Origin of the sequence: Gordonia hirsuta DSM 44140 = NBRC 16056, from assembly GCF_000333015.1 — a bacterium.
Lineage (GTDB): Bacteria > Actinomycetota > Actinomycetes > Mycobacteriales > Mycobacteriaceae > Gordonia > Gordonia hirsuta.
Genome location: NZ_BANT01000048.1, coordinates 1 through 16,926, shown reverse-complemented (window position 1 = coordinate 16,926; position 16,926 = coordinate 1). Strand labels below are relative to the sequence as shown.

At 63.6% G+C, this 16,926-nt stretch carries 13 protein-coding genes and 3 pseudogenes; 7 read left to right on the top strand and 9 right to left on the bottom strand.

The window, feature by feature from the left end:
- Window positions 1-343 precede the first annotated feature (343 nt).
- Window positions 344-850: a hypothetical protein gene (locus tag GOHSU_RS14680; RefSeq protein ID WP_155821303.1), complete on the top strand. Its 507-nt coding sequence runs from the start codon at window positions 344-346 to the stop codon at window positions 848-850.
- Between the two features lie 37 nt (window positions 851-887).
- On the opposite strand, the gene GOHSU_RS14675 is transcribed toward GOHSU_RS14680, so the two are convergent.
- Window positions 888-2,180 (bottom strand): competence/damage-inducible protein A, encoded by a 1,293-nt coding sequence (locus tag GOHSU_RS14675; RefSeq protein WP_005943419.1) that lies wholly within the window; start codon window positions 2,178-2,180, stop codon window positions 888-890.
- Window positions 2,181-2,871: 691 nt separating this feature from the next.
- On the opposite strand from GOHSU_RS14675, the gene GOHSU_RS14670 reads away from it, so the two are divergent.
- The 3 genes from GOHSU_RS14670 (at window position 2,872) to GOHSU_RS14660 (ending at window position 5,828) form a co-directional block, all read left to right on the top strand.
- Window positions 2,872-3,975 carry a tyrosine-type recombinase/integrase gene (locus GOHSU_RS14670; RefSeq protein ID WP_029760142.1) on the top strand — a complete coding sequence of 368 codons (1,104 nt, stop codon included), beginning with the start codon at window positions 2,872-2,874 and terminating at the stop codon, window positions 3,973-3,975.
- Window positions 3,972-4,307 carry a helix-turn-helix domain-containing protein gene (locus tag GOHSU_RS14665; RefSeq protein ID WP_005943417.1) on the top strand — a complete coding sequence of 112 codons (336 nt, stop codon included), beginning with the start codon at window positions 3,972-3,974 and terminating at the stop codon, window positions 4,305-4,307. Before GOHSU_RS14670 ends, GOHSU_RS14665 begins: the two co-directional genes overlap by 4 nt.
- A gap of 279 nt (window positions 4,308-4,586) precedes the next feature.
- On the top strand, window positions 4,587-5,828 hold the full coding sequence (locus GOHSU_RS14660; protein ID WP_325027275.1) for a site-specific integrase: 1,242 nt from the start codon (window positions 4,587-4,589) through the stop codon (window positions 5,826-5,828).
- A gap of 134 nt (window positions 5,829-5,962) precedes the next feature.
- Here GOHSU_RS14660 and GOHSU_RS17405 read toward each other — a convergent pair.
- The 3 genes and pseudogenes from GOHSU_RS17405 to GOHSU_RS14645 form a co-directional block, all read right to left on the bottom strand.
- Window positions 5,963-6,196: pseudogene (locus GOHSU_RS17405) on the bottom strand (transposase); the annotation flags it as partial.
- A 295-nt stretch (window positions 6,197-6,491) separates the two neighbouring features.
- Window positions 6,492-6,746 (bottom strand): IS3 family transposase, encoded by a 255-nt coding sequence (locus tag GOHSU_RS14650; RefSeq protein ID WP_005943414.1) that lies wholly within the window; start codon window positions 6,744-6,746, stop codon window positions 6,492-6,494.
- Window positions 6,747-7,017: 271 nt separating this feature from the next.
- Window positions 7,018-7,731 (bottom strand): TetR/AcrR family transcriptional regulator, encoded by a 714-nt coding sequence (locus GOHSU_RS14645; RefSeq protein ID WP_005943413.1) that lies wholly within the window; start codon window positions 7,729-7,731, stop codon window positions 7,018-7,020.
- 90 nt (window positions 7,732-7,821) lie between these two features.
- Here GOHSU_RS14645 and GOHSU_RS14640 point away from each other — a divergent pair, with 90 nt between their 5' ends.
- The gene (locus GOHSU_RS14640) at window positions 7,822-9,393 is read left to right on the top strand and encodes an MFS transporter (protein WP_005943412.1); all 1,572 of its coding nucleotides are present in this window, start codon (window positions 7,822-7,824) and stop codon (window positions 9,391-9,393) included.
- A 143-nt stretch (window positions 9,394-9,536) separates the two neighbouring features.
- On the opposite strand, the gene GOHSU_RS16655 is transcribed toward GOHSU_RS14640, so the two are convergent.
- The 5 genes and pseudogenes from GOHSU_RS16655 to GOHSU_RS14615 form a co-directional block, all read right to left on the bottom strand.
- Window positions 9,537-10,337, bottom strand: coding sequence for a recombinase family protein (locus GOHSU_RS16655; protein ID WP_005943411.1), 801 nt, complete (start codon window positions 10,335-10,337; stop codon window positions 9,537-9,539).
- A gap of 133 nt (window positions 10,338-10,470) precedes the next feature.
- A pseudogene (locus GOHSU_RS14630) lies at window positions 10,471-10,854 on the bottom strand (transposase family protein); the annotation flags it as partial.
- A gap of 405 nt (window positions 10,855-11,259) precedes the next feature.
- On the bottom strand, window positions 11,260-12,816 hold the full coding sequence (locus GOHSU_RS14625) for a SulP family inorganic anion transporter (RefSeq protein ID WP_081597809.1): 1,557 nt from the start codon (window positions 12,814-12,816) through the stop codon (window positions 11,260-11,262).
- Between the two features lie 169 nt (window positions 12,817-12,985).
- Window positions 12,986-13,420, bottom strand: coding sequence for a MerR family transcriptional regulator (locus GOHSU_RS14620; protein WP_245551761.1), 435 nt, complete (start codon window positions 13,418-13,420; stop codon window positions 12,986-12,988).
- Window positions 13,421-13,749: 329 nt separating this feature from the next.
- On the bottom strand, window positions 13,750-15,129 hold the full coding sequence (locus tag GOHSU_RS14615) for an MFS transporter (RefSeq protein ID WP_005943407.1): 1,380 nt from the start codon (window positions 15,127-15,129) through the stop codon (window positions 13,750-13,752).
- A 69-nt stretch (window positions 15,130-15,198) separates the two neighbouring features.
- Here GOHSU_RS14615 and GOHSU_RS14610 point away from each other — a divergent pair, with 69 nt between their 5' ends.
- Together GOHSU_RS14610 and GOHSU_RS14605 are read left to right on the top strand one after the other, a co-directional pair.
- A complete protein-coding gene (locus GOHSU_RS14610; RefSeq protein ID WP_005943406.1) occupies window positions 15,199-15,780 on the top strand; it encodes a TetR/AcrR family transcriptional regulator in 582 nt (193 codons plus the stop codon).
- A 695-nt stretch (window positions 15,781-16,475) separates the two neighbouring features.
- Window positions 16,476-16,926: pseudogene (locus tag GOHSU_RS14605) on the top strand (hypothetical protein); the annotation flags it as partial.

Sequence of the window (16,926 nt, the reverse complement as noted above, 5' to 3'; positions counted from 1 at the left end):
GGCGCTGGGACGGAGGCGGACTCGATGCGAATGCTAGTCGGCGAGGTCGGCGATGGGACCGGATCGAGGTCCCGAGTGCACGTCGTTGTCCACAGCCGGTGTCGGGGGTTCGGCGGCTGTGGATGAACCGATTGCCGGGTGGGGGAGCCGCTTCTACGGTCAGTGCATGAGCGATAGCGGGGGACGACATCAGCAATGGGGACCAGAACATGCCGGGCAGATCAGGGATGAACTGCTCGCCGGATACCGCCGGGCTCTCGGATGGGGAGACCGATCCACGGCGGCGAAGTCGACGACGGTGAATTCCACCGCGGGGAATCCAGAGGGGTCTCGGGTACTGCGCGTGATTCTCGAAGGAGTCGAATGCGCGGTGGCCGACCGGACGGCGGTGTGGGTGCCACGAGCAGCCGCATCGGAACTGCGTGCAGCCGCACCCGACTCGCTCGGTGGTGCGGATCTGGTCGCGCTGAGTGAGACCGGATTTCTGCTGTTCGACCGTCCGATTTGCGCTACGTCGCTGGGAAACGGTGGCCCGCTGGGGATCTCGCCGATCAACGGGGTCATCTGGTGGGCTGCGGCGTTCGACGGCAACACTTTCGACTACTGTCCGGCCGAGCCGAACGTCGTGATGGTCCACGTGCTCTCGACGACGGTGTCGCCGGATAGCCCCTGGGGGCCGCAGATCTGGGAGGGTTCCACGCTCAGCGACATCGGTGTGTTCCTGCTACCGGTCGGCGGGCACCTGGCCGGTCCGCCGGCGTCGGTGGAGGACGACCTGACACCGTTGATCGAACTGCTCTTCGGCTTCGGCGTCGCCGCCTGCGAGTTCGGGCTGCAGGCTTCGGCCTGACGGGTCCGTGGCCTGCGGGGCCGCGACGCGAACGGTGTTACCCGTCGGCCGAGTCGTCGGCGGTCAGGGATTCACGCACCAGATGCAATGCGTAATTGGTGGCCAGCGTGCGCACCAGAGCACGGTCGCCGGGGAAACGGCGGGTGACGGTCGCGGTGGGTCGCCCCGCGATGGCCACACCGAAGCAGACGGTGCCGACCGGCTTGCCCGGGACGCCGCCGCCGGGACCGGCGATGCCGCTGGTGGAGACGGCCACGTCTGCGCCCGTGACCGTGCGAGCGCCGTCGGCCATCGCCGCTGCGACGGGTTCGCTGACCGCGCCGAGTTCATCGATGAGTTCAGTGGGGACGCCGAGGACACCCGTCTTGACTTCGTTGGCGTAGGAGACGATGCCACCGAGCGTGTACGCCGACGATCCGGGCCGGTCTGTCAGGCGAGCGGCGATCATGCCGCCCGTGCATGATTCCGCGGTCGCGATGGTACGGCCGGCAAGGGAATCGGCTACCAGCTCGTCCACGGTGGCGCCGTCGGGTGAATAGATCCGGTCCGAGTGTTCTTGAAGAAGAAGGGATTTCAATGCTGCATAGTGGCGGACGGCGCTGCGGGGCAGCCTGGTGTCGATTTCGAGCTCACCGCCGCGCATGCAGGTGGTGATTTCGAGGAGGTCGTAGCCGGGTAGGTCCTGCGCGGCCTGCCGCAATGTCTGAGCCAGGTCCGGTTCGGGAAGCCCGAAGGCCCGAATGGTCTCGTGGACGACGTCGTCACCGCGCTCGAGGATCTCGGCGACCGCAGGCTTGTTCAGCGCGTCTGGCCACATCGCCTGCAGCTCGCGGGGTGGCCCGGGAAGGATCAGTACGGTCGGCAGTGTGCCGGTCGCCGGCACCGCTACACCGGGGGCGGTGCCGGTCGGGGAAATCGGGTCGGCGCCGTCGGGAACCAGCGCCTGTTTGGCGATCGCTGCCTGGATCGAATCGGGCAGGTCCTCATCGGAAGGATACCGGCCCCATCCGCGGATGATGTCGGTGATCGTGCCGGCCAGGTCGGCATCCGGCTGCAGTGGGCGGTCGCAGTATTCGGCGACGATCGCCACGGTCAGGTCGTCGGCGGTCGGGCCGAGTCCGCCGGTGGTCACGATCAGGTCTACGCCCTGCCCGGCGACGAACTCGAGTTGAGCCAACATATCGTCGGGCCGGTCACCGCAGATCGTCACATGTGCGACGTTCACGCCGAGCTCGAGTAGTCGCTCCGCAACCCACGGACCGTTCTGATCGGCGATTTGGCCGCTGAGGACCTCGGTTCCGGTGACGATGATTCCAGCACGCACGTTCACGGCATCGAGACTACTTTCTGCTCGCGTGGTTGCTCTGCCAGGCGGGCTTCGATTCGCGAATTCGGTCGCAGACGAGCCCGCGAAGTCCAGACGGGTCGTCAGGTGAGTCATGGACGGGGATATCGATCGCTTCATTCCGTCACCGTGACGTAATGAAGCGTCTTCCTCGCTCGATCGGCTAGAGCTGGCGTTGGATGAATCCCTGCGGGGAATGGTGTCGTCGCGCGCCGAGGGTCGCTCGGACGTAGAGGTGGATGGGCGTGGCCGTCGTTACTGGCAGGTTCGGGCAAGTGGCCAGGATGGCGGCAAAGCGCGTGCGCGGACTGTTCCGGCGCCGGCAGTCTGAAACGATTGCAGAAACTGGGGTCGATAATGGGCTACGTCGACGACGGCGCGGGGCGCCCCGGTGAAGCCTCTCCATTCCACGGTAATGCCGATAAGATACATTATGTCAAGTAAACCACTGCGTATTGCAACCGATGAATCACGAGCCTGTCTCCGACGAACTTGCGGAAACCTCAGTCGTGACCTGCAATGATACTCAAACGTGGCCGCAGTTCGAGGGTGTCGATTCGTGGTCGACTGCTCCGTGTGGGGGCCGACGCCCATGTCCGTGACCATTGGGTATTGCGCCTCTGTCTCATTGGATGCATGATTGTTTCATCGGATGAATCGTTTTGTGGAGGTTCCGATGAGGATCGATGACGCTGGCCGGGTGCACTTGGTGGACGCGATTCCTGTGCTGCGTCCCGAGGAGCAGATCGTCGAGATGATGCTCGACGGCTGGCGCAACCAGCAGCTCTCACGAAACCTCCAGTTCGCCACGATCGACCAACGGATCAGCTGCGTGCGACGGTTCATCGCGCATTCGAATGAGGAACCCTGGAACTGGACGCCGACGATGGTTGAAGAGTTCTCGGCCGACCTCAGATCGGTTCGGCACGTCGCGCACGCGACGTTGCGCGGTTACCAGAACTCGCTGCGCGCCTTCACCTCGTACGTGAGCAACCCAGACTATGGCTGGGATCTCGTGTGCGAGAAGCATTTCGGCACACATCCTGCGCAGGTCTTTTTCGACTGGAACACTGCTCGTCACGTCCAGGAAGACGACAGTCAACCGCAACGCCGGCCCTACAGTCGCGAAGAGCTAGACGCATTGTTTGATCATGCCGACGACGAGGTCGAACGGATCGGCACGACGAGCCGCAAAGGCTGGCAAGCGGCCTACCGCGATGCGACGATGATGAAACTTGCCTACGCGTACGGACTTCGGTTCAACGAGCTAAGCCACCTGCAGACGATTGACTTCGCCCGCAATCCGCATGCTCCCGAGTTCGGAAAGTTCGGGGTGTGCAAAGTCCGATTCGGTAAGGCGCGCCGCGGCTCGCCGCCGAAAGGGCGATCGGTGCTCACAGTCTGGCGCTGGACGCCGCCGATCATCGAGGATTGGCTCGCCAACGGCCGCGGAGATCCAGGCACTCTGGACCTGTTCACCAGCGAACGCGGGGGCCTAGTCGGCGAGACCACACTGCTGAAGCGGCTTAAGCGTTACCGGAAGGACCTCGGCATCCCCGACGGCGTCGACCTCCATTCATTCCGTCGAAGCTACGCCACTCACCTACTCGAGGCCGGATGGGACCCGCGGTTCGTACAGGATCAGATGGGCCACGAGCACGCATCGACGACCGGGATCTATCAGTTCACCTCGGACGAGTTTCGGCGATCGTCACTCCGCGCAGTACTTGATCGAACGGTTGACAACGCACTGGAACTCGGCGCTAGGAGGAACACATGACCAGACGCGACGTCGACTACACCTGGCGCCTTGCCGAACTGATGGCCGCGCGAGGGCTGAACAACACTACAGACCTCGTTCCCTTGCTTGCCGAACGAGGAATTGCGCTCTCACGTCCCCAGGTCTATCGGCTCGTCAACCAGCGCCCCGAACGCGTCTCCTTGCAACTCATTGCTGCTGTCTGCGACATCTTCAGCTGCAGCCCAGGTGACCTGCTTACGGTCACCGCAGCCGACGCGAGGCACAAGAAGGCGGTCAACGCCTCTCCCCCGAATGTCGTCACGCTCGACCGAAGCACGCGGCCGCGACGAGCGAACATCCTTGACGAGTAGACCCGGCGGTGAGGAATGACAATGGAACCCGAAGGGCTGAACCCGCGTAACACCGTTCGCGGACGCCCTCGCAAGACATACGGTACGCGGGATTGCGCCCGCTGTGGCAAACCACTGCGCCGAGTCCAGGCGACCTGGCCCGAAGGTAGAGTCTGCTTTCCCTGCTGGTTCGTTGCGATCCACACACGGGGAGAATGCCCACGCTGTGGCGTTGACCGGCTACTCCCCGGTCCAGCTGATGAGAACGGACGAAACGTCTGCGGGCCATGCGCTGGAATCGTGGACGACTTCCATTGCGGCCGCTGTGGTGCCGAAGCCGGGCACCATCGCAAGAATCTCTGCGCACGCTGCGCACTCCGCGACGACCTGCACGTCCTACTCGGCGGCGTCCCGGCCGATCCGACCCTCGCCGGGCTCGTCGATGCCCTCTGCTCGGCCGAGCGGCCAGAATCCATCCTCATCTGGAAACGATCACCGAAAGTGCAACAGTTCCTCCGCTCGCTCGGCGACGGCTCCATTGCGCCGACCCATGAAGGCTTGGACAGCCACCCCGGGCGCGTCACCGAACACCTCCGCGCACTCATGCAGCACAACGGACTGCTGCCGCAGCGTGATCCGTGGCTCCCCGTGTTCGAGCAATGGATTGAGGCCAAACTTGCGGATCTGCCGATCGAAGTGCGACGCCCGGTGGAGCGATTCGCCACCTGGCATCACCTGCGCCGAATACGTGAGATTGAGCTAGTTGGCGGCCAGACTCGGCCCTCGATTCGCTGGTCGAAGCAGGAGATCACCGAGACCGCGAAGTTTCTGCTCTGGCTTCACCAAGCGTATGGGCGCACGGCCGCGGAATGCACAAAAGGTGACATCGATGAATGGATTGCCGGCGGTCCGACGACCCGAACCGCGATCCGCACATTCGTCGTGACAACACTGCCCGCGTTCACGGGAAGAACGATCGCGATGGACCACCGCACAGCCAGATCGACGCCGACAATATCGCAGGATCAGCGTCTCTCCTGGATACGGGAACTCTTAGCTGGCACGAGCGAGTCACTCCCGTATCGGGTCGCCGGTATCCTAATCCTCCTCTACGCCCAACCGCTGAACCGAATTGCGGCCCTGCGCACAGACGCTGTCGACGATACTCAGCACGGCCCGATGACGATCACCTTCGGCAAGCACCCCGTCGACGTGCCCGAACCATTCGCCGCACTCCTTCGCGACCACCTCAGCAACCGACCGAACCTACGAACCGGGTCCAACTCGTCGAGCCCGTGGTTCTTCCCGGGCTACCACGCTGGTGACCACGTACATGTCGACACGATCATGCATCGCTTGCGCCAGCTCGGCCTCAGCAACCTTGGCGGCCGCAACCGATCTCTCGACGAACTCGTCGTCGAATGCCCGCCGCCGATCGTCGCCGATGCAGTCAACTACAGCTGCCAAGTCGCCACGAAGCACGCAGCGAACGCCGGCGAATCGTGGGCCCGCTACACCGGCCGACGAATCCGGGAGCCTTAGGCAATTCACCAACCGTGGCGGGTCTGAAGATTGTGGCGCGCGTGACGGTCGACGGATTGCTGCCGTCAACCCGGAGGGGCACTCACAAGCTGATCCGAGTGCTGGCCTCACCGATCAAACGGGCTCTTCCGGTTTCAGAGTGCATGGAGGTGTTCTGCCAGGCCGCCGGAGTGGATCAGTGACCGCAAGATGTAGTGGCGTAGGTTGCGGAATCCCAGGGCGATACCGCGGAGGTGTTCCAGGCGGCCGTTGATGGCTTCGACGGGTCCGTTGGATGCGCCGGTGTCGAAGTAGGCCAGAATCTCTGTTCGGCGGACCCACAAGGATCGGCCGAGCTGCGCTGCCTCGGCCAGCCCGGCCGGTAGGCCGACCAGGCCAACCGAACACGGCGTGCCGGCCTCGTTGAGGATCGCCGCGATCCGGCGGCACCCGGCCACCTGCCGCTGATCGGTGAACGCCTTGCCGATCTTTTCCTTGAGGGCTTCGCGGCGCGCCGCGGTCGCAGTCAGCGATCCCGCTCGCGTACGCCAGGCATAAAACGACGACCGCGGCACATTCAACTGATCACACATCCACGCGATCGGATAATTGGCCTTCTCCACCTCGATCAGGGCTGACTTCTCCTTCAGTCCTGCTCCCGGGCAAAGAAGGCTGCGGCTTTTTTTAGAAACTCGTTCTCCATTTGACCCGGCGGAGCTCTTCTTCTAATTCAGCCATACGGGCGTGATCGGCCGGGGTGAGTGATTTATCCGGCTCCGGATTATCTTGACGATACTTGTTCACCCAATTACCCAGAGTGCCGGCGTTGATACCCAACTCGGCGGCGACCGTGGCGATCGGCCGGTCCGACTGGACGACCAACTGAACCGCTTCTGCTTTGAACTGCGGACTGAACTTCCGCCGTGACCGTGCTGCCATGTCCTCGATCCTTCCTCACAAGGACTGTCCACGAACCTTGGTACACCCTCAACTGGCTGAAGCTCTGGAGTCAGCTTCGCGATCGCTTGCAGCAGCCTGACTAATCGGGAAGTCAAAACTGGACGGTAGAAGTTCCAGCCGCACTCAGACTGCAGCGGATGGCTCGCCGCCGCTCGCACCGAAACGACCGGGCTCTAGGGTTGCCTCGCCACCTCCCCGGCGACCTCGGCGATCGAGCGGTCACACCCATCCGACAAGAAGAAGCCCCGATTTAGCGAGATCCGCCGGCGCCAGGGCGGTTCAGGTCGTGGATGGACTCGGCCGGGATGGGTTTGTCTCCCTGCTTGCGGGCAGCAAGAAAATCATCAACGAGTTGCACGCATCCGTCGTGGTCGACGGTGCAGAGCCCAGTGAGGCGAGCGAACACGACGGGGCCGAGGAGTTGAACGATCGCGAAGGTGGTGTCGATGTTGCCGAGCTGTGCCTGTACGTCAGGATGTGTGAGGATGTGGTCAAAGGGCTGCCGGTATTCCTCGATGACTCGACTACGCAGTGAGGTGATCGCGGCCGAATCGGCAGGATCGCCGCCGACTGATCCGATTGACAGCCAAGCCAGAGTCGTAATGTTTAGCGGCGCCTGGTCAATCAGGTCGGCTTGGGCCGTGAGAAGCGCGATGAGTTGGTCGCGTACCGACCCACTGGTGGCAGAGACTTCGACGCGGGGCAACAGCCGCTCGAAGGTCGCCGCAAGCAACTGGGCGGTCCCGCCGAAATGCCGATAGAGCGTGGCCCGCGCAACCTTTGACATTCGAGTGACCGCCTCGACGGTAACCGCCTCTACACCGCCAGTGCTCAGGAGATGCGTGGCAGCGTCGAGCAATCGTTTTCGTGAGCGCAGCAGTCGCGGATCGAGCTGATCGTCGTCCGTAGCGGGCCGGTCAGCACTCCAGTCGTTCACGCTCTCCCCTTCGGCCGACGGTCGCATCTCGTCCAAGCTAACCTGTCCAGCCAGCCGGATACTGTGATACTACTTGTCTCAGACCAAGACCGATCATCTCACAGCAAGGGGTCGGCGATGCACTCACCGCAACAGACCATCACCGAGTCATCCCGGTGGACCCGAGCCGAATGGTGGATGCTCACGGTGTCGTGCCTAGCCGTGGCGTTGGTGGTCGCGGCCATGGCCGCGCTGTATTCGGCATTACCGGAGATTGCGGTAGGGACTGGAGCGACGCAAGCCCAGCTGACCTGGATCGTCGACGGCTACACGCTGGTACTGGCGTGCCTGGTCCTGCCCGCTGGAGCGATCGGTGACCGCTATGGCAGACGCGCAGTTCTCGTAATAGGCCTGGCGATATTCACCATTGCGTCCGCACTTCCCCTGCTGCTGTCTGACCCGGCCTGGTTGATCGCTGCGCGAGCGATTGCCGGGGCGGGCGCTGCACTGGTAATGCCCTCGACGCTCTCGATTCTGACTGCTGGTTTCGCCGCCGTTCATCGCGGCCGAGCAGTAGGTGTGTGGGCTGGAGTCGCCGGCTCCGGAGCAGTGTTAGGCATCCTCGGCGCCGGGGTGTTGCTTGAGCGCTGGTCGTGGGTGTCGGTATTTGTCGGACTGACCGCAGCGGGAGCCCTACTGGCCGCGCTGGCATGCACGATCGCTGAGTCCAGCCAGCATGAGCACCCTCCCGTGGACTGGGTGGGCGCGGCGGCAGCTGCAGTCGCGGTTGCGGGAATCGTATTCGCCACGATCGAGTTTCCAGCGCGGGGCTGGGCCGACCCGATCGTTCTCGCCAGCGCCGGGGCCGGCATGTTGGCGACAGCCTTTTTTATCCTGATTGAGCTGCGATCCTCGGCCCCCTTGTTGGATGTTCGGTTGTTCGCCAAGCGCGGCTTCAGCGCCGGCTCGTTGTCGGTGGCCATCCAATTCTTGGTCACTTTCGGGGTATTCCTACTCCTGGTGCAGTACCTGCAACTGATCCTGGGATACGGACCGCTGGCCTCGGCGTTGGGATTGGTGCCGATGACGGTCCCCCTGATCGTGATCTCGGTGATCGCCCCCCGACTGTCACAGCGATTTGGACTACGAGTGATGACCGTCGCCGGTCTGGTGACCATCGCAGTTGGCCTGATGCTGGTCAGCCGGATGACCGTCGACGCACGTTACCTCGACCTGCTATGGCCGCTGTTGATCATGAGCGCAGGGCTCGGACTATGCACAGCCCCAGCGACCTACGCGATCATCGCCGAAACTCCGGAGAGCAAACACGGGGTCGCCGCCGCAGTCAACGATGCGGCCCGCGAGATCGGCGCTGCGATGGGGATCGCAGTGGCCGGCAGTGTGCTGGCCGCCGGATACACCCGCCACATCCAACCCGCCCTGCCTCAGTTACCCGAACCTGCCCGCGGTCCGGTCTCCGACTCCCTGGCCGCCGCCCTAGAGATCGCCGCACAAGCCGGACCAATGGCGCAACCATTGGTCGACTACGCCAAAGAGGCATTTGTCAACGGCAGCAGTCAGGCCACACTTACGTTGGCAATCCTCACCGCCGCAGCCGCAGTCTTGCTAGCGATCCTTGCCCCGGGCACTGCTCCGCGTGACCACAAGACCAGTTCCACAGCACCGGCACACCGGGACAGCGTCGGATAGGTGGCCCGTCCGGCTTCCGGCTGCACTGACTCGTGCCTGGAGAAACTGCGCAAGGTCAGCAAGAACCGCGGTCCCTCCCGAGTGCCGAATCTCGGCGGTCGAGCTGCTGTGGCTAGCGATACCCACCATCTTCAGGGCGGGGGTCAGTGGCTGGTGCGTCCACGCCCGCCCGCTTCAACGCGCTGTAGTGCGCGGTAGAGCGTGGATCGGCCAACTCCGAGATTGCGGGCGATCACTGATGGCCCCTCCCCTGCCTCGATGCGGGCCCGGGCTTTGTCGACCTGCTCGGCGGTCAGGACTCGCTTACGACCCTTGTACTTGCCCTTCGCCTTAGCGATGGCAATGCCCTCGGCCTGACGTTCACGAATGATGGCCCGCTCGAACTCGGCGAACGCCCCGAGCAGCGAAAGCATCAGATCGGCTCGAGGATCTTGGGCGCCGGCGGCGTAGGTAGCCCGTTCATGGACAAACTCCACACTCGCGCCCTTGGCAGTGACCTCACCAACGATCTGCTTGAGATCGACCAGGGAACGAGCGAGTCTGTCCATTGACGCGACGACGAGCTCGTCACCGTCGCGCAGGTACCCGATGCACTCGGCGAGCTTCTCGCGATCGGCGCGCGAGCGCGCAGACTGCTTTTCGACATAGACCCGATCACACTCCCCCACCGCCTCGAGCTGACGCGCCTCACTCTGATCCGCAGCCGACACCCGCACATAGGCCACCCTCTGCCCGCGCGGACGCGAGGCCCGGCGAACCGACGTCGGATCCGGCTTTGGCTTCCCCTCGACGATGTTCTCCGAGTCCGTTGACTCCACCCGAAAGTTCCAGCCCAACTCGTCCCGGCGACGGAACCGAGTCCGCGCCTTCCCGCGGCTGACGATGAGCACCTCCTCGCCACCGTCACCCGAACGGCTCAGAAGCGTCCCAATCCGATCCGCCATTGAAGGCCCTCCCCGCATCCGGCGTATCAATACACCCTAGACCCGGAGAGACGACGTTTCATAACTTGGCTAACCCACCCTGCGCTACAGCGAGAACAGTGCAAGGCTCGCCGTCCCGCACGGGTGTACCCCAGGCTGTGACGCTCATCTTGTCGACGATCATCCGCCGCAACATCCAGGCCGTGGTGCGGCGGGTGACCTGGGTTCGTGGGGCAACGATGTCCCCGATATCGGCCCGGAAAATGCTTTGGTCGCAGGCGGTGCTCTCGCACCGGTAGCGCGGAACCTGCAGGTGCAGGCGGGTGGGGTGGCCCACGATCGGCAGGTCAGCGACCTCGCGGTGCACATGATCACGCAACCGTCCGGCCGCCCCGCAGCCTGGGCACCGATCATCCGGGGCAAGGAGTTCGCAGTAGAGATGGGTGCGGTCCTGCCCGTCGAGGGCTGCGCCGGTGATCGTCACTCCGAGGTCGATGGTGCGGCAAATGGTATCGGCGATCGCGGTATTCTCGGCCATGGGTCCTGTCGGTGTTCGTGGTGTGGGTGTCAGAACTTTCACCCTGACACCACAGGACCCACCTACCTCGCCACGACTCGCCGCCGGGCCCACCATGCGCAGCCCGTCCCGCCCCTACATGTAGTGGTAACCAGAACCGGTTCTACGCACCGTCAAACCGGAAGAGCCATCAAACGCTCGCCTACCGGATGGCAGGAGTGTCCTGGTACTCCTCTACGCACAACCGCTCAAGTGAGTTGCTGCCCTACATGCCGACGCCATGGGAAGACGGTGCGGATGCCAATGACCTCGCCCACCGATCGAACCTAAGGGCCAGCCACTGGCTGCGCGATCGCCGCTGCGGTGTGGCGCCCTCGCTACGCGGGGCACCGCATTAGAGAACCACGATGCGAGCGCCGTGCACGATCAGTGGCCGCTTCCGAGTCTGCCAGACATACGGTCCAACCGTTCGAGGCTCGCACCGTCGAGCCCGATGATGGTGAGGTTCTTGCCTTTCGCGGCGTACTTGTAGCGGATCGCGTCGAGAGTGGCGACAGTGGAGGCGTCCCAGATGTCGGCGTCGGAGAGGTCGATGGTGACGTTCTCCGGATCGTCAACGTAGTCGAACTGATACACGAGGTCGTTGCTGGAAGCGAAGAACAGTTCACCGGAAACGCGGTACACACGGGTGTCGATCGCACCGTCATGGTCAGTGTCGGCATCGGCGACCTTCTCGACGTTGGTCATGTGGGCAACGCGCCGGGCGAAGGCGACCATCGCGGTGAGCACGCCGACAATGACGCCGTAGGCCAGGTTGTGGGTGACTACTGTGACCACCACAGTCGCAGCCATCACTAAGGTTTCACTGCGCGGCATCATCTTCAGCGTGGCCGGCCGCACGCTATGCCAGTCCATCGTGCCGACGGCAACCATGATCATCACCGCTGCCAGCGCCGCCATCGGCATTAATGCGACAACGTCACCCAGACCCACGACGAGAATCAAGAGGAACACGCCGGCCAGAAACGTCGAGATCCGGGTGCGCGCCCCAGATTCCTTGACGTTGATCATGGTCTGCCCGACCATTGCGCAACCGCCCATACCGCCGAAGAAGCCGGTGACGATGTTTGCCGATCCCTGTGCCCACCCTTCGCGGGTCTTGTTCGAGTGCGAGTCGGTGATGTCATCGACGAGCTTGGCTGTCATCAGCGACTCCAACAAGCCGACCAGCGCCATCGCCAGGGCGTACGGCGCGATGATCGACAACGTATCCAGGCTCAGCGGCACGTTCGGAATGAACAGCGACGGAAGCGACGAAGGCAGCTCACCCTCGTCGCCGACGTTCGGCACCGTCAGAGAAAAGCCCACGGTGATCGCCGTGAGGACGACGATGGCGACCAGGGGTGCCGGCACCGCCGATGTCAGTTTCGGCAGGAAGACCATGATCAATATACCGGCAACCACCATCGGGTACACCAGCGCTGGAACCCCCATCAGGTGAGGCAGCTGAGAGGTGAAGATCAAGATCGCCAGCGCGTTGACGAACCCGACCATCACGCTGCGCGGGATGAACCGCATCAGTTTCGCGACCCCGAGGACGCTGAGCACGATCTGGAACACGCCCGCCAGAATCACTGTGGCGATGAAGTAGTCCATCCCGTGCTCGCGGACCACGGGAGCGATCACCAGCGCGACTGCGCCGGTGGCAGCGGAGATCATCGCGGGGCGGCCGCCGAGGAAGGCGATCGTCACGGCCATAGTGAAGGAGGCGAAAAGGCCCACACGCGGGTCGACCCCGGCGATAATCGAGAACGCGATCGCCTCCGGGATCAACGCCATCGCCACGACCAGACCCGCCAGTACCTCCGTTTTGAGGATCCTTGGCGACCGCAGCGCCTGCGCCACCGTCACCAAGTGATCGTCGCCAGGAGAACCGGTCGGGTGATCATGGCCGCCGAACCTTCGAAAACGCAATCGCGACATGAACAAGCACACTCCTTCAGAGGTGAAACGGTGGTGGTCGCCTCATTGCGACCTCGGCTAACGTCAACGCTGCCGACCAGCAACACCCAGCCTCCGAATGGGGGCGCGCCGACAGATGGCACCTGGACAGATCGATCTAGCCAGGCGGTTCGATCAGGCAAACAACAGATCAGTCGAGAACGTCATGAGGCCTCTGGGCGCCCCGCTCGTCCAACATTTCAGCGAACGCCCTGGCCTCAGTGATACGACTACGCAGAGCATCGATCTTCCCCCGGACTCGCTCAGCGAACGCCAGCAGCACGTCTTGTGCGGCAGCGCAGTCCTCGACCTCGGCCGCCGGGTCAGCGAGCTGATCACAAGCGCGCAGTACCGCACCCATCTCCTCGAGCGTGAAGTCCAACGGCTTCATCTGCTTGATCAGCAGAAGCCGTGCGATCGTGTCATCGTTGTAGAGACGGAACCCGCCCTCAGTGCGCTCGGCGACCGGTAGCAGCCCAACCTCTTCGTAGTATCGGATTGTCCGAAGGCTCAACGACGTACGCTCGGCAACTTCACCGATGTGCATGCGCTGCGTCGAGCCGGCGGCACCATCGCTGTTAGACACCGCCACTCCTCGTAGTCCTCCGATCAATCACACCAGAACTATACCCTCACGTTAGATATATGAGGGCTGGACGTTGGTTACGCCGCCCCGAAAAAGTCGTGATGCTGGCGGCCGTCCACCTGCTGGCTGGCGACGCGACGGGGCTTCGGCGTGCTGTCGACGATCGATCGAGCAGCCCGGCAACGCCGTGGCGCGCCGCCGGTTGACCCACTTTGAGGCCCATGTTCGCGAGATTCCCACCTCGACCGACACATGGGCGATCGGCTGGGTCTTGCATCGCTCAACCACCCGACGGCGGTCTTCGATACTCAACGGCGCGTTGGCGTGAGTTACGACGCTTTCCCGGTCGTCTTGGCGGGCTGGGGCTCGCTGCTCTGGGCGGGGATTGCGGACGCCGTTGCGATCACGGCGAGGAGCGCTACTGACATGAGGACGAAGGCGGCTCTGTCGGTGCCGGCGATAGCGGCGGCGGTGGTCGCGGCTGCGAGGCCAATCGCGCCGCCGAACTGCTTCGCTGTGTTCATCAGTCCAGAGGCTGCGCCAGCATGTTCGGGACGAACGCCTGTGGTGACGAGCGCGGCGAGCGGTGTGTTCATCAGGCCACCGCCGATCCCAATCATGGCGGTGGGAACCAGGACCGCGACAGCGAAGGGACCGTCGTCGACGACTGTGAGCCAGAGCAGTCCGGGAACGGCGACGACGGCACCGATCACGATCAGCACCCGAGGTGCGTGTCGGTTCATCAGGCGCGGTGTGAACCACAGGTTCACAGTCAGCATGCTGGCGGTGAGTGGGAGGAACGCCAGACCGGCCTGGATCGGCGAATAGCCAAACTGGGTCTGCATCCGGTACGTCAGGAAGTACCATAGCCCGACTTGGAAGCAAGCCCCGGTCAACGCGGTCGCGATATTGCCGAGGACGATCAGCCGGTCTTGTGCGAGATCGCTCGGTACGAGCTTGTGAGACGTGCGGCGCTGCTGCCGGACGAGCACGACGAACATCGCGACCGCGAGCGAACCCACTACGGCTAGAAGGCCACCCGAGACTCCCTCACCTGCGACGGACACCGCGTATATTGCGCACGTGAACGCGGCTGTTGCCAGCCCTGCACCGATGAAGTCGATGCGCCCTGCGCCGCACCGGTCAGTGGTCCGTCGGTGGAGAACGAGTGCCGCAATGACGACACAGACCCCGATGGGAAGGTTGATCAATAAGGTGGCTCGCCACGAGATCAGGTCGGTGAGCAACCCGCTGGCGATGTTGCCAAACCCGCCCCCAGCCAGGCTCACCGCAGTCCAGACAGCGATGGCTCGCGTTCGTTCCGGACCCTCAGCGTGGGTGGTCGTCAGCAAGGTGAACGTCGCCGGAGACGCCGCAGCGGCAGAGACACCCTGCGCAGCACGGGCGGCGATGAGCACCCAGCCTTCCGTCGCGAGACCTCCGATGAGACTCGCCAGGGTCAATGCCGCCACGCTCCAGGCAAGCAGCCTCGCGGTGCCCACGACATCGGCCAACCTCGCGCCGACCAAGAGCAATCCGGCGAAACCAAGACTGTAGGCCAACGCCACCCACGACGCGGCAACCCCGGAGAGCCCGAGGTCGGCCTGGATCGAAGGCAAAGCGACATTCACCACCGAGACATCCAGCACCACGATCAGCTGAGCCAGACAGGACGTCCACAGCCCGAGCCGCTGCAACCAGGTAGACATACCCCTCCTTGATACGCACGTATCAACTGGTACGAACGTATCATTCGACGGAGACGGAAGGAGTCTTGGATGGCGGAGTCCACGCGCAGAACCGAGATCATGGAGGCCGTCGAGCGCCTCCTAACCCGCGGCGGAATCAACGCCGTCACCATGAGAGCCGTCGCCGCCGAAGCAGACGTGTCCCTCCGACTCGTCCAGTACTACGGCAGCACCAAGGATGAGCTCCTCGAGGCCGTGCTCGACCGCCTTGCCAACAAGAGCGTCGAACGATGGCAGGCCCGTGCCCGACAGCAGGGATACGAATCGCCACTCGAGGTCATCAAGGCCTTCCTCGACGAGGCACTACCAACAGATCGGGAGAGCCAAGATTTCCACCGCGTCGGCGTCTCCATGGAAGGTCTGGCGATCACCGACCCCGACATGGCAGGGCGCGCCTATCAGAAACACTTAAGCGGGCTCGGTGACCACCTTTCCGGCGTCCTGCAGTCCAGTGGCCTTAGCGCGACAGCCGCACGCTGCCTCGCCATGGAAGTAATGGGACTGGCACACGGAGTCGGGACACTGCTCATGGCAGGGCAGCTTTCCGAAACCGATGCCCAGACGCTGAACAGGAACTACCTCGAACGACTCGGACCGCAACTACCCCCATGAACGCGCCGACGTCCTTTGTGAATGTCACGAACGTCCTGCCTCGCAACAGTTAGAGGGTGACTCTAGCGGGGCGCCCCCAAAAGAAAGGCTCCGCTATCAGTCACCCAGGCTTCGTGTGCGTGAAGGACTGGGTGAGTTCGCGGGCCGCAACTCCCCATGTGCCCCCCAGTTTCGGCGGTTCGGTCGGGACTTACTTCGAACTGGCGATCGCCGTCACGGTCGGCACCTGTGCGCCTGAACCCCGAACGACATCGCCAGACACGACGACTCGCCAGCGAGTTCCTCGGAACATCGGCATGCCATCGCCGAGACCCACCCGTCGACCCGACGCACTGCCAGATCTGCAATACGCGCTGATTGAATATGCAGGCTCTCCAGTACGCAGTACAGGCGACTTCCCTTCCGGTTCGCATTCCCGGGTTCACGCGTGACACTCCTTGCTGCGGGTTCTCGCCGGCCGTGCTCGGCGGGTCGGCAGGCCCGGATTCGGGTCGGCTGAACTCAATCTATCCGTCGGGAGATGCCCTGACGCGCATCCGTGGATGAAGGGAATCCGCGGCGGGTCCGGTTCCCTCAATACCCTCCAAAAATGCGGCCCCATTTTTGGAGATTCGAACATATGTTCACCGAAGTGATCGGAGTCATAATAGATACAGAAACCAGATCGAACACCCAAACCAGGAACGGGGGCTGGCATGCACACTGAAATGTACGACGACCCCGACCCTGCCGACGACGCCGCCGAGGCTGCTGATACCGGCAATCCTGCCGAGGCCGATACTCCTGCCGAGCCCGGTGATGACCCCGGTGGTCAGGTGTTCGATGCCTCCGCGATCGTGGCCGGCCTGACCGTCTTCGAGTTACTGGCCCTGCAGGACGCGGCCGAGACCCGGCTACAGGCCAGCGCTGAGACCGCGCTGGCCCTGTCCGACGACAACGCCCTACTCGATGTCCTGGAAACCCGGGAAACCACCAGCCGCCGCCGGGAGATCTTCAACTCGGTGCTCTACACCGAAGTCTCCGACCGCCGCGTCTACGACCTGGCCGGCCACCACACCACCTACCAGCTCTACGCCTGCGGGCTGCGCCTGGGCGGCGGCGAAGCCCAACGCCGCCGCATCGTCGCCGAATCCACCGCTCCCCTAA